This is a genomic window from Streptomyces sp. NPDC002734 (genome assembly GCF_040295685.1).
Lineage (GTDB): Bacteria > Actinomycetota > Actinomycetes > Streptomycetales > Streptomycetaceae > Streptomyces.
The window spans coordinates 12377-24949 of sequence record NZ_JBEOVU010000008.1 but is presented as its reverse complement, the minus strand read 5'-3'; the positions used below and the strand labels follow the sequence as shown (position 1 = coordinate 24949).

Below are 12573 nucleotides of genomic sequence, written 5' to 3'. Positions count from 1 at the left end.
GCCAGTAGCGTCACCCGAGTGACCCGAAGGGCCGGTGCGGAGCTTCCGCACCGGCCCTTCGGCGTTCCCCGAGGCTGTGCACGGGGCCACAGTCACGGCCTCCCGGACGGGGCCGGCCGGTGAGGTGGGGCACGCGACCCAGGTCACGTACGAAGCCGCCTAGTAGGCGCCCCGGCTGCCCGGCGGGGATGCGGAGCGCCGTCGCGGCCTCTCCCACCTGGCCATAGTCCGAATAATTAACAAATGAACTCTTTGTGCCTGAATGTGTCGATCCGAGGCGGATACTACGCATCGTCGTAGATCACACGATTGTCAGGACTGACCCGATCGGGTTACCAAGGTATGGCCGACGGCGAGACCGGACCTCCTCCGGTTCCGGGTCTCACTCCGCCGGCGATCCCGTCCCCGAACAAAGGGTTCTTCATGTTCAAGCACGTCACGCTCCGCACCTCCGGTACGACCGCCCTCCGCACCCGCGCCGCGGTCGTCGCCGCCGGCCTCGGAGCCTCGGTCGTTCTCGGTGCCGGAGTCGCGACTGCTGCCGGCGCCCCCACCGCCGGCACGCCTGCGGCCGCCACGCAGGTGAGCGCCAAGGCGCCCAAGGGCAACGCCTGGGTCGACCCGGTCCAGAAGTACAAGCTGTCCGCCAGCTTCGCCCAGAACGGCGGCATGTGGGCGCACAAGCACTCCGGCCAGGACTTCGCCGTCCCGACCGGCACCAAGGTCTTCGCGGTCCACGAGGGCACCGTCGTCAAGGCCGGCGGCTGGGGCGCCGGTGACGGCCCCGCCTACGGCAACGCCGTCGTCATCAAGCACGGCAACGGCACCTACTCGCAGTACGCCCACCTCTCCAAGGTGCAGGTGAGCGTCGGCGAGAAGGTGAACACCGGCGAGCAGATCGCCCTGTCCGGCAACACCGGCAACTCCAGCGGTCCTCACCTGCACTTCGAGATCCGCACCAGCGCCAACTACGGCACCGCGGTCAACCCGGTCCAGTTCCTCGCCGCCAAGGGCGTCAAGGTCTGACCGACCGCGGGCGGGTGACGCGAGGCGCGACGTATCGAACATGCGGAAGGCCCCGGCAGCATCGCTGCCGGGGCCTTCCGCATGCCTGCGCGCCTTCCGCCTTCCGCCTCACGGCCCGCCGGGCAGGCGGTACATGCCGTCCGCGAGCGGTTCCACCAGGCCGTCCGCCACCAGACCGTCCAGCGCCCGGGCCCGCTGCACCGGCTCGTCCCACACCGCGTCCAGCGCCGCCTGCGGAACCGGGCCCTCGGCCGCGCGCAGCACCGCGAGGAGCTTGCCGCGCACCTGGCGGTCCGTGCCCGCGTAGGTCTGGCCGCGGCGCGGCGGTCCGTCGTGCTCGGGCTTACCGGCCCCCAGCCAGGCGCAGCGGGCGGAGATCGGGCAGCGGTGGCAGCTCTCGTTGCGCGCGGTGCAGATCAGCGCGCCCAGTTCCATCGAGGCCGCCGCCCACCGTGCCGCCGTGCCGTCCTCGGCCGGCAGCAGGGATGCCGCCAGCCGGCGCTCGGCCGCCGTGGTGGCGTTGGGCGGGTACTGGACGCCGGTCACGGCGCGGGCCAGGACCCGGCGGACGTTGGTGTCGAGCACCGCGTGACGCCGGCCGAAGGCGAAGGAGGCGACGGCGGCGGCGGTGTACTCGCCGACTCCGGGCAGCGCGAGCAGTTCGGCGTGGTCGGAGGGGACCTCTCCGCCGTGCCGCTCGGTGATGGCGACGGCCGCGCCGTGCAGGCGCAGCGCGCGGCGCGGATAGCCGAGCCGGCCCCAGGCCCGCACCGCCTCGCCCGGCGCCTCGGCGGCCAGGTCGGCGGGACGGGGCCAGCGGGCCAGCCACTGCTCGTACACCGGCAGCACCCGGGTGACCGGGGTCTGCTGGAGCATGAACTCGCTGACCATCACCCCCCAGGCGCCGGCCTCGGGGCGGCGCCACGGCAGGTCGCGGGCGTTCGCCTCGAACCAGGCGATCACGGGGGTGTGGAGGGGGAGGGCGTCGGTGCTGGAGGCGGCCCGCGTCGCGGTGTCCCGCGGGGCGGACGGCTCGTGCTGTGTGGGTGCGGTCATGACGTCATCGATCCTGCCACGACCCCGGGGTCACCCGATGTGCGCAATCCATCACCCGTTGGAAGTGCCTCAGGGTGTGGGAACCGCATACCAGGATGATGATCCGGAAAAGTTGTCGTCCGCACGGCGGGTGCCGCCTTGAGTGACGTCGATCTCTCGTACAGTTTGCGCCGTGGGATCACTGCGCAATCCGGTCGGGCCGCTTCCCTCCTCCATCTACTGGCGACGGAGGGGTGCCTTTCTTGTCGTGCTGCTCGCGCTGGCGGGACTCGCCGCCTGGCTGTTCGCCGGTGGCGGGGGCAGATCGGACGGCTCGTCGGGCGGCCCCGACGGCAAGAACCCGGCTCCCTCGATCACCCCTGGTCCCTCCGGGTCCGGTCCCGCGATCGACGACCCCCCGGGTGAGGGCGGGTCCGGCACGGGCGGTTCCTCCGACGGCGCGTCCTCCGGCGGGACGTCGGGCGCCGACGCCGGCGGCACGTCCGGTGCGGGTGGCGAGGGTGACGGCGCGGGCGGTGGCTCGGGCGACGGCGGCGGGGCGGCGGACGGCGGCCCGGGTTCCTCCGGCAGCGGGTCCGGCAGCTCCGGGAAGGGCTGGACCAGCTCGGTGAACCGGCTGCCCGGCGACACCTCCCTCGCGGCGTGCGGGCGGAACGATGTCCGCATGTCGCTGCGGAGCGTGCGGAAGTCCTACGAGGACGACGAGAAGCCGGTGCTGCGGCTGACGGTCACCAACACCTCGGGCAGCGACTGCCGGATCGACCTCGGACCGCGTGCCGCGGTCCTGAAGATCACCAAGGCCAACGCGGACGACGACGAGACCTACTGGTCCTCGGCGGACTGCCCGGACAGCGGGGCGCTGCTGTTCCGCGTGCCGAAGGACGGGGAGATCACGTACGAGGTGGAGTGGGACCGCAAACCGAGCGACGCCGACAAGTGCGAGACGGCGCCGAAGGGGAGCGCGGGGGCGGGCACGTACCTGGTCGTCGCGAAGAGCGGGGCCACCTCCAGCCCGCTCCAGGCCACCTTCACCCTCAAGTCCGACTGACCCGACCCACCTGACGGGCCCGAACCGACCCGGCGGGCCCGGCGCCTTCCCCCGGCGGCGGCGGCGTGCCGGCGCGGGAGCCGCGTCACCCGCCGACCAGCCGCCGGACGGCTTCCACGGTCTGAGCCGCCCCGTCCTCCGCCGCCAGACGGCCCGCCGCTCCCGCGGCGGCCCGGCCGTACGACTGCTGCCTCACCACCCGGTCGAGTGCGTCGGCAAGCCGTTCGACGGTGAGGGACGTGAAGGGGAGGGGGCCGGTGGCCGCGCCGAGGGCGGCGAGCCGGCCCGCCCAGAACGGCTGGTCCGCGGTCACCGGCACGGTGACCGCGGGAACTCCGGCGCGCAGCGCTGCGGCCGAGGTGCCGGCCCCGCCGTGGTGGACCACCGCTGCCAGCCGTGGGAACAGCAGCGCGTGCGGCAGGTCCCTGACGGTGAGGACGTCGTCCCCGTCGGCGGCGAGCCCGGCGCTGCCGGCCTGGAGGATCCCCCGCAGCCCGGCGCGGCGCAGGGCTCGTGCGGCGATCTCGCTCAGCCGCTCCCCGTGGCCGGACGCCATGCTCCCGAAGCCGACCAGGACGGGCGGGGGTCCCGCGCACAGGAAGTCCTCGAGCTCGGCCGGCAGCCGCTCGGACGGCTCGTGATGCGGCCACCAGTTGCCCACCACCTGAAGACCGGGGCGCCAGTCGGCCGGACGGGGCACCAGGGCGGTGCTGAAGCCGTGCAGGATCGGCCAGTTCGCCTGCTCCTGCCGACGACGTGTCCCGGAAGGGGAGGCCGGGGGCAGCCCGAGGCGTCGGCGCAGCTCCGCGACCGCCGGTGCGTAGAGGCGGTCGGTCATCCCCAGGGCGAAGCGCCCGGCCGCCCGGTTGGCGAGGCGTCCCAGCGAGCGGGAGCCGGTGACGACGGGCGGGAAGTCGCCGGTCGGCGCGGTGGGCTGGAGGTACACGCCGAGGCTCGGGATGCGCGTGGCCTCGGCGAGGTGCCAGCCGAGCGGGGCCGTCGTGGCCGACAGCAGGAGCAGGTCCGTGTCCTCGCCCACCGCGTCGGCGAAGCCCCGCCCCAGGTCGGTGACGAACGCGGCAGCGGTCCGCATCAGGTCACGTCGGCCGGTCCCGCCGCCACCCGCCCGGGTGTCGGCGGGCAGGCGGCGGAATTCCAGCCCGGCGTCGTGCACGAGGGGCGCGAAGGTCTCCGGGGCGGCGAGGGCGACGTCGTACCCGGCCCGGCGCAGGGCGGCGCCCAGTCCCGTGTAGGGCGCGACGTCGCCGCGCGATCCGGCCGCGGCGATCAGGATCCTCATCGGTCCCGGTCCTCCTCGACGGCGCTACCGGTACCGGTACCGGCGAGGCGTACCGCGTTGGCGTGGACCGCCTCGCACGTGTAGGCGGCCAGGCCCGGACGCTGCTGCGACGGCGGTACGACCAGGGCGAACGCGCGCGGGTCGGCGACGAAGTCGTCCGCGATGCGCCGGTGCATGTCGGGCGGGCAGGCGGTGAACCAGCGCGCGACGTGCAGGCGGTGCTCCTCGGCGAGGTCCATGGCCCGTTCCCCGTCGCTCGGACAGCCCTCGTCGAACGCCGCGAGCAGCTCCGCGCGCCAGCTGGCGGACTCCTGCATGAGCCGGCGCCAGTCGTCCTTGGTGTGGGCGGCCGCGCGGGCCATCGCCTCGCGCTGTCCGTCGGAACGCGCCCACTTCAGCTCCGCCTCGGTGGCGTAGCTCAGGTCGAAGGCGACCTCGCCGAAGACCTCGAAGCGTTCCTCGGGAGTCAGCGACACCCCGGTCCTCTGGACCTCGATCGCCCGCTCCGCCACCTCGGCCAGCCGCTGCAGCCTGGCGATCTCCTCGCTCAGCTGCCGCTGCCGGGCCCGGAGCCGCTCCAGGGCGCTGCCCTGCGGATCCTCGAGGATCGTGGCGATCTCGTCGAGGGGGAAGCCGAGCTCCCGGTAGAAGAGGATCTGCTGGAGACGGACCAGGTCGGCCTCGCCGTAGAGGCGGTATCCGGCGGGGTTGCGCTCACTGGGCGAGAGCAGGCCGGCCTTGTCGTAGTGGTGCAGCGTGCGCACCGTCACCCCGGCGAACGCCGAGACCTGCCCCACGGAGTAGCTCATCCACCTCGCCTTTCGTCGGGACACAGCCTCGGGCCTGACGTAGGGGGAGGGTCAACCCGCGCTCGCGGCGGGTGCCCACGCCGCTCCCGCCGCGGCGGCAGCGGGTGACAGGGCGCCCCACGAGGCGACCCGGTCACCGGCCACCGGCCACCGGCCACCGGGCACAGGTCGGAGGGCCCGCGGGCTCCGAGGGGGAGCGGGGGCAGGTGCAGGGACGGGAGCAGTCGACCTGGGACAGGCTGAGGCGTGCGTCCCGGACAGGGGACGGCGCTCCAGTCACGGCAGGCGACCAGGCCACGGCAATCCGCTCCGGCCCCGAGAGGCGTTCCGGCTCGGCAAGGCGAGCCCGCCCCCGGGGCGGAACCCCCCGCAGGTGCGCGGAGGACCCGCCCCGGGAAGGGCGGGAAAGGATCAGACGTATCGCTCGAGGATGGAGGACTCCGCGAGGCGGGAGAGGCCCTCGCGGACGCTGCGGGCCCGCGCCTCGCCGACCCCGTCGACGGTCTGCAGGTCGTCGACACTGGCCGCGAGGAGCTTCTGCAGCCCACCGAAATGCTCGACCAGCCGGTCGATGATCGCCCCCGGCAGACGCGGCACCTTCGCCAGCAGCCGGAAGCCCCGCGGCGAGACCGCCGAGTCCAGCGCCTCCGGCGACCCCGTGTACCCCAGCGCCCGCGCCACCGTCGCGATGTCCAGCAGCTCCGTGTGGCCGAGCGCGTCCAGCTCGGACAGCGCCTCGTCCACCGTGCGGGACCGCTTCGGCGTCGGCTCGGGCACGTAGTCCCGGACGATCAGCTCCCGCTCCGGCTCGACGCCGGCGATCAGCTCGTCCAGCTGAAGGGCCAGCAGACGCCCGTCGGTGCCCAGCTCCACCACGTACTCGGCGATCTCGGTGGCGATCCGGCGCACCATCTCCAGCCGCTGCGCGACCGCGGAGACGTCCCGCACCGTCACCAGGTCCTCGATCTCCAGCGCGGAGAGCGTCCCGGCGACCTCGTCCAGCCGGAGCTTGTACCGCTCCAGCGTGGCCAGCGCCTGGTTGGCGCGGGAGAGGATCGCGGCCGAGTCCTCCAGGACCCGCCGCTGCCCGTCGACGTACAGCGCGATCAGCCGCATCGACTGGGACACCGAGACCACGGGGAAGCCGACCTGCTTGCTGACCCGGTCCGCCGTGCGGTGCCGGGTGCCGGTCTCCTCCGTGGGGATGGTCGGGTCGGGCACCAGCTGCACGCCCGCCCGCAGGATCTTCGAGAAATCCGTCGACAGCACGATGCCGCCGTCGAGCTTGCACAGCTCGCGCAGCCGCGTCGCGCTGAACTCGACGTCCAGGACGAAACCGCCGGTGCACATCGTCTCGACGGTCTTGTCCCAGCCGAGGACGATCAGACCGCCGGTGTTGCCGCGCAGCACGCGCTCGAGGCCGTCGCGCAGCGCGGTGCCGGGCGCGACCGCGCTCAGCGAGGCGCGCATCAGCCCGTCGGCGCCGGAGCTCCCACCGGACTTTCCGGGAGCTGAGGCCCGGTCGTTGGCTGCCACTGCTCTCCTCCGGTCGCAGACTTCTTCAGGCGCTCCCGCGACACGCACACTTCGCACGGACGGGCGAGACCGGGGCAAAGTCTACCGGCGGTCCTCACCCTCCTGCCGGGGCTCTCGCTGACGCGAGCGCGGCAGAACCCTGAGCGCGTCCGACATGTCGGCCACTTCGAGCACCTTCATTCCCTGAGGAACCTTCCCCGGATCGGCCGGGACCAGCGCATGTGTGAATCCGAGGCGGTGCGCTTCGGCCAGACGCCGCTGCACGCCGGTGACCCTCCTCACCTCTCCGGCCAGGCCCACCTCGCCGATCGCCACCAGGTTCTTCGGCAGCGGGGTGTCGCTCGCCGCGGAGGCCAGCGCGAGGGCGATCGCCAGGTCCGCGGCGGGCTCGGAGAGCCGCACCCCGCCCACGGTGGCCGAGTAGATGTCCTGCTTGCCCAGCGCCTTGATCCGGCCGCGCTGCTCCAGCACGGCCAGCATCATCGAGACCCGGGAGGTCTCCAGGCCGGACGTGGTGCGCCGCGGGGTGGGGATCTGGGTGTCGACGGTCAGCGCCTGCACCTCGGCGACCAAGGGGCGACGGCCCTCCAGAGTGACCGTCAGACAGGTGCCCGGCACAGGCTCGTCCCGACGGGTGAGGAAGAGGCCGGAGGGATCGGCCAGGCCGGTGATGCCCTCGTCGTGCAGCTCGAAGCAGCCCACCTCGTCGGTGGTCCCGTACCGGTTCTTCACTCCGCGCACCAGCCGCAGCCGGGCGTGCCGGTCGCCCTCGAAGTTGAGGACCACGTCCACCAGGTGCTCCAGCAGGCGCGGACCGGCGATGCTGCCGTCCTTCGTCACGTGGCCGACCAGAAGCGTGGACATGCCGCGCTCCTTGGACGCGCGGATCAGCGCGCCCGCGACCTCGCGGACCTGCGCCATGCCGCCGGGCGCGCCGTCGATCTCCGGAGAGGCGACCGTCTGCACCGAGTCGAGGATCAGCAGGGAGGGCTGGACCGCCTCAATGTGGCCGAGCACCGTGGACAGGTCCGTCTCGGCGGCCAGGTAGAGGTCGTCGTGGATGGCGTGGATGCGGTCGGCGCGCAGCCGGACCTGGCTGGCGGACTCCTCGCCCGTCACGTAGAGGGTGCGGTGCTCGGAGCTCGCCGACTTGGCCGCGACGTCCAGCAGCAGCGTGGACTTGCCGACGCCCGGCTCGCCCGCCACCAGCACCACGGCTCCGGGGACCAGGCCGCCGCCGAGCACCCGGTCCAGCTCCGGGACGCCGGTGGTGCGGGCCGTGGCCTGCCGGCCGTCCACCTGGCCGATGGGAACGGCGGAGGTGGTGACCCGGCCGGGGGCGGTGGTGCGGACCGCGGGCGCGTTGCCGTACTCCTCGACCGTCCCCCACGCCTGGCATTCGGGGCAACGGCCCAGCCATTTGGCCGTCTGCCAGCCGCATTCCGTGCAGCGGTAGGACGGACGGTCCTTGGTCGACTTGGTGCGCGCAGCCATGCCGCACACCGTAACCGGCGGCACCGACAACGCCGACAACAGCGTGCGCCCGCGTTCACGAAGGGGCAGGAACGGTCGGGCAGAGTGCGAAGAAACGTAAACGCACGTCCCCTTATGAGGGATCGTTTCACCCGAATGGATTAAAAGTGCTCAAGGCCGCAGGAACGGTCGTCCGCGGGCCCCTACGGTCGCACGGGTGATGAGCAGCAGGCCGGAGACCCCCACCCGCACCACCGGCGCGCACCCGGCGCACGGTGAGGAGTGCGACCGGACCGTCCCCTCCGCGGCGGACGCCCGTGCGAGCGCTCCACGTATCCCCGCGCGCCGCGCGGACGCCTCCGTCCCGCAGGAGTGCGAGCCGCATCTCGACGGGCTGTACACGTACAGCCTCTCGGTGCTCTGCGACCAGGACGCCGCGGCCTGTGCCGTCGGCGCGGTCCTCGCCGTCGCCGAGCGGCGCGGCGGCCGGGCGCCCGAGGGGGACAGGCGGGCATGGCTCTACGCGCTGGCCCGCTGGGCCTGTCTGCGCGAACTGGCCGAGAAGCGACGGCGGCGACACCAGCACCGGCACCGCGGGTCGCGGCGGGGCGCGGTACCCGTCGCCGAGACGCCGGCGGTCGAGCCGTCGCCCGAGGAGCGCGAGCGCCGCCGCTCCGAACTGGCCCGGCTGGCCTGGCCCGAGGCGGCCGGCGCCTCCGCGGAGCAGCGCGAGGCGCTGGAGCTGGCGGTGCGGCACGGACTGGCCGCCGATGAGGTCGCCACCGTGCTGGGCCTCGCCCCGGCGGCCGCGCAGGACCTGCTGGCCTCGGCCGCCTGCGAGGTGGAGCGCACCCGCGCCGCGGTGGGGGCCGCGGAGTCCGGGCGGTGCCCGGGCGTGGTCCGGCTGACCGGGCAGGACGACGGGTGGGTGCTGAGCGAGGCGATGCGTACCGAGCTGGTCCGTCACGTCGACGACTGTCCGCGGTGCCGCCGGGCCGCCGAGCGAGCGGTGCCGGGGCGCTGGCCGGGGACCTCGGTCACCCCCGAGCGGCTGCCGGTGCTCCGGGCGCCACGGGGTGCCGTGGAGGCGGCGGCACAGGCAGCGCGGGGGCGGCGAGGGGCGGCCGGGGGTCCCCGCTTCGACCGGCGCGGGTTCCCGCTCGCGCCTCCCGACCACGAGGCGCGGCGGCACCGGATGCGGGGCCGGGCGGTGACCACGACGGTGGTCGCCACGGTGGTGGCGGCACCCGTTCTCGCGATGTGGGTGGCCGGCAGAGGCGCCCCGACAGGGGTGGAGGAAGGTTTCGGCAGCCCCGAGGACCGGGCGGCCACGGCGGCGGACACCGGCCCCGACGACATCGGCGCGACCGACGACGGCGGCTACGCGAACACCGCCAACGCGGTGCCGGGGAGCGGGGCGGCCACGCCGGAAAGGGGGCCGGACGTCTCGGTCGAGGTGATCGGCTCGCCGCCGCCGGGCGGACCGGGCGGCGGCGCGGGGGTGGGCGGTGCGGCGGACGGACTGCGGGTCTCCGCCTTCGGCGCCGGCGACGTCACGTACGTCACGCTGACGGCGCCGGAGCGCGGCGGACGGGAGGCCGCCTCCGTGCGGTGGCGGATGTCCACGGGAGTGTCCTGGCTGTACCTGAGCCGCTCCTCGGGCGTGCTGCGCCCGGGGGAGTCGGTGACGGTCCGGGTCCACGTGGACGCGCTGCGGGAGCCGGCCGGCGCGTGGCGGGCCACGGTGGGGGTGGAACCGGGGGGTGCGGTGGTCGTGATCCGGGGAGCGGGGGCGATGTCGCCGGGACCGGGACCTGGGCCCGGGCCGGGGGAGCCGGGGCCCGGGCGGCCGCCGGAGGAGCCGCCGCCGTCCTCGCCGGGGCCGACGTCGCCGCCTCCGGTCGACCCGGACCCGACGCCGTCTCCCCCCGACCCCTCGACCCCTCCGCCGTCCTCCTCCGACCCGTCCCCGTCCCCGTCCCCGGGCGATCCGTCCCCCGGAGACACCTCGTCCCCGCCCCCGTCGGCACCGGTCCCGTCCGACCAGGCCCCGACGGCCCCGCCGTCCACCGGCTGACCGGCGTGCGGGCCGGCTCGCGGCCGACCGGCGCCGGGTGGCCGGGCCGCCGGGTCAGACCGCCGGGTCCGCCGGGTGGGGGGCGAAGAGGGGGGCGGCGAGACGGGCCTCGCAGAGCTCGACCAGGCGGTCGTACCCCGCCTTGCCCATCAACTCCGTGAGCTCCGCCCGGTAGGAGACGTACACCGGCTCCCCCGCTCCGTGCGCCGACGTCGCCGACGTGCACCACCAGTGCAGGTCGTGCCCGCCCGGTCCCCAGCCCCGCCGGTCGTACTCACCGATGGAGACCTGAAGCACCCGCGTGTCGTCGGGCCGGTCGATCCACTCGAAGGTCCGCCGCACCGGCAGCTGCCAGCACACGTCGGGCTTGGTCTCCAGCGGCTCGCGCCCCTCGCGCAGCGCCAGGATGTGCAGCGAGCAGCCCGCGCCGCCCTCGAAGCCGGGGCGGTTCTGGAAGATGCAGGAGCCCTGGTAGGGCCGGGTCTGCCGGGAGCCCTCGTCGTCCTCGGCCACCCAGCCGCCGAGGACGCCCTCCGCGTGGTGCTGCCAGATGTCCGGGGTGAGCCGCTCCACGAAGCCGGCGACCCGCTGCTCGTCCTCCTCGTCGGAGAAGTGCGCGCCCAGCGAGCAGCAGCCGTCCGCGGCACGGCCGGCCTGGATGCCGTGGCAGCCGCTGCCGAAGACGCAGTTCCAGCGCGAGGTCAGCCACGTCAGGTCGCAGCGGAAGACCTGTTCCTCGTCCGCCGGGTCGGGGAACTCCACCCACGCGCGCGGGAAGTCGAGCCCCTTCTCGTCGTCCTCGGCGACGGGCACCTCGATCAGCGGCAGGGCCGTCCGCTTCGAGGCCTTGGCCGTGGCCGCCTTCTGGTCCTTCGCCTTCTTCGTCTTGGGCACGCGTCCAAGGGTAAGTGGAGTGGTCAGGACCGCACGGGCTCCGCGCTGCGCGAAACGTCGGGTTCCTCACAGTCGCCTCCTCCACAGTTCGGACGATTGCCGGAGCGGGCGCCGGTTACGTTTCCCGGTATGCGACTTGGTGTGCTCGACGTGGGCTCCAACACGGTCCACCTGCTGGTGGTGGACGCCCATCCCGGCGCGTGCCCGCTCCCCGCCCACTCGGTGAAGGACGAGCTCCGGCTCGCCCAACTCCTCGACGGCGACGGGGGGATAGGCCCCGCGGGCGTCGACCGGCTGATCCGGGTGGTGCGGGACGCGGCCCGCGCGGCCGAGGACAAGGGCGTCGAGGCGCTGCTGCCCTTCGCCACCTCCGCCGTGCGCGACGCCCGCAACGCCGACGAGGTGCTGGAACGCGTGCACCGGGAAACCGGCGTGGCCCTGCGGGTGCTGTCCGGGGAGGACGAGGCGAAGCTCACCTTCCTCGCCGCCCGCCGCTGGTTCGGCTGGTCGGCCGGGCGCCTGCTGATGCTGGACATCGGCGGCGGCTCGCTGGAGATCGCCTACGGCATCGACGAGGAGCCCGACGCCGCCGTCTCGCTGCCCCTCGGCGCGGGCCGGCTCACCGGCGCCTGGCTGCCGAGCGACCCGCCGGGACCCGAGGAGATACGGGCGCTGCGGCGTCACGTCCGCACCGAGATAGCCCGCACCGTGGGCGAGTTCACCCGTCTCGGCAGCCCCGACCACGTGGTCGCCACCTCCAAGACCTTCCGCCAGCTGGCCCGCCTCGCGGGCGCCGCGCGCTCCGCCGAGGGCCTGTACGTACAGCGGGAACTGACCCGGGACGCGCTGGAGGCGTGGGTGCCGAAGCTGGCGGCCATGACCGAGCAGGAACGTGCCGAGTTGCCCGGCGTCGCCGAGGGACGGGCCGGTCAGCTGGTCGCCGGAGCGCTGGTCGCCGAGGCGGCCATGGACCTCTTCGGTGTCGAACGGGTCGAGATCTGCCCCTGGGCCCTGCGCGAGGGCGTCATCCTCCGCCGCCTCGACCACCTCGACCCCCTGGACCGCTGACCCGCCCCCGGTTCCGCGACCACTTCCCGGTTCCGCGACCACTTCCCGGTTCCGTGACCCGCCCAGGCTTCGGACCCGGCCAGGCTTCGGACCCGGCCAGGCTTCGGACCTGCCCAGGTTCCGGACCCGCCCAGGCTTCGGACCTGCTCACGCTTCTGCCCCGGCCAGGCTTCGGACCCGCCCCCCCGGCCGGAACCCCGGGCCAGGGCGGCCCACACGGCCGGGCCCCTCTTCGGGACAGGACAGCCCCCGCCGGGGTCGCCCCCGGCCGAGCGGAACCCTGGCC

At 74.4% G+C, this 12573-nt stretch carries 10 protein-coding genes; 4 read left to right on the top strand and 6 right to left on the bottom strand.

The annotated features are described in order from the left end of the window. Window positions 1-423 precede the first annotated feature (423 nt). Entirely contained in the window at window positions 424-1026 is a 603-nt protein-coding gene (locus ABT026_RS09480) for a M23 family metallopeptidase (protein WP_351113553.1), read from the top strand. 108 nt (window positions 1027-1134) lie between these two features. On the opposite strand, the gene ABT026_RS09475 is transcribed toward ABT026_RS09480, so the two are convergent. Beyond that, the gene (locus ABT026_RS09475) at window positions 1135-2082 is read right to left on the bottom strand and encodes an iron-sulfur binding domain-containing protein (RefSeq protein ID WP_351113552.1); all 948 of its coding nucleotides are present in this window, start codon (window positions 2080-2082) and stop codon (window positions 1135-1137) included. A 172-nt stretch (window positions 2083-2254) separates the two neighbouring features. Here ABT026_RS09475 and ABT026_RS09470 point away from each other — a divergent pair, with 172 nt between their 5' ends. Beyond that, window positions 2255-3130: a hypothetical protein gene (locus ABT026_RS09470; RefSeq protein WP_351113551.1), complete on the top strand. Its 876-nt coding sequence runs from the start codon at window positions 2255-2257 to the stop codon at window positions 3128-3130. A gap of 85 nt (window positions 3131-3215) precedes the next feature. Here ABT026_RS09470 and ABT026_RS09465 read toward each other — a convergent pair whose 3' ends face one another. The 4 genes from ABT026_RS09465 to radA form a co-directional block, all read right to left on the bottom strand. Continuing rightward, entirely contained in the window at window positions 3216-4430 is a 1215-nt protein-coding gene (locus tag ABT026_RS09465; protein ID WP_351113550.1) for a glycosyltransferase, read from the bottom strand. Beyond that, window positions 4427-5239 carry a MerR family transcriptional regulator gene (locus ABT026_RS09460; protein ID WP_351113549.1) on the bottom strand — a complete coding sequence of 271 codons (813 nt, stop codon included), beginning with the start codon at window positions 5237-5239 and terminating at the stop codon, window positions 4427-4429. The genes ABT026_RS09465 and ABT026_RS09460 overlap by 4 nt, the downstream gene beginning before the upstream one ends. A gap of 411 nt (window positions 5240-5650) precedes the next feature. After that, on the bottom strand, window positions 5651-6775 hold the full coding sequence (gene disA / locus ABT026_RS09455) for a DNA integrity scanning diadenylate cyclase DisA (RefSeq protein ID WP_351113548.1): 1125 nt from the start codon (window positions 6773-6775) through the stop codon (window positions 5651-5653). 81 nt (window positions 6776-6856) lie between these two features. Next, window positions 6857-8269: a DNA repair protein RadA gene (gene radA / locus ABT026_RS09450; protein ID WP_351113547.1), complete on the bottom strand. Its 1413-nt coding sequence runs from the start codon at window positions 8267-8269 to the stop codon at window positions 6857-6859. Window positions 8270-8465: 196 nt separating this feature from the next. Between radA and ABT026_RS09445 the strand changes: the two genes are divergently transcribed. Next, on the top strand, window positions 8466-10325 hold the full coding sequence (locus ABT026_RS09445) for an RNA polymerase sigma factor (RefSeq protein ID WP_351113546.1): 1860 nt from the start codon (window positions 8466-8468) through the stop codon (window positions 10323-10325). A gap of 54 nt (window positions 10326-10379) precedes the next feature. On the opposite strand, the gene ABT026_RS09440 is transcribed toward ABT026_RS09445, so the two are convergent. Further along, the gene (locus ABT026_RS09440; protein ID WP_502967934.1) at window positions 10380-11219 is read right to left on the bottom strand and encodes a DUF3109 family protein; all 840 of its coding nucleotides are present in this window, start codon (window positions 11217-11219) and stop codon (window positions 10380-10382) included. A gap of 129 nt (window positions 11220-11348) precedes the next feature. Between ABT026_RS09440 and ABT026_RS09435 the strand changes: the two genes are divergently transcribed. Further along, window positions 11349-12287, top strand: coding sequence for a Ppx/GppA family phosphatase (locus ABT026_RS09435; protein ID WP_351113545.1), 939 nt, complete (start codon window positions 11349-11351; stop codon window positions 12285-12287). Window positions 12288-12573: the final 286 nt, after the last annotated feature.

Excerpts from the sequence above, each read along its gene's own strand:
- ABT026_RS09480 (WP_351113553.1), top strand. The coding sequence starts at position 424 with ATGTTCAAGCACGTCACGCTCCGCACCTCCGGTACGACCGCCCTCCGC.
- ABT026_RS09475 (WP_351113552.1), bottom strand. The coding sequence starts at position 2,082 with ATGACCGCACCCACACAGCACGAGCCGTCCGCCCCGCGGGACACCGCG.
- ABT026_RS09465 (WP_351113550.1), bottom strand. The coding sequence starts at position 4,430 with ATGAGGATCCTGATCGCCGCGGCCGGATCGCGCGGCGACGTCGCGCCC.
- ABT026_RS09460 (WP_351113549.1), bottom strand. The coding sequence starts at position 5,239 with ATGAGCTACTCCGTGGGGCAGGTCTCGGCGTTCGCCGGGGTGACGGTG.
- radA (WP_351113547.1), bottom strand. The coding sequence starts at position 8,269 with ATGGCTGCGCGCACCAAGTCGACCAAGGACCGTCCGTCCTACCGCTGC.
- ABT026_RS09435 (WP_351113545.1), top strand. The coding sequence starts at position 11,349 with ATGCGACTTGGTGTGCTCGACGTGGGCTCCAACACGGTCCACCTGCTG.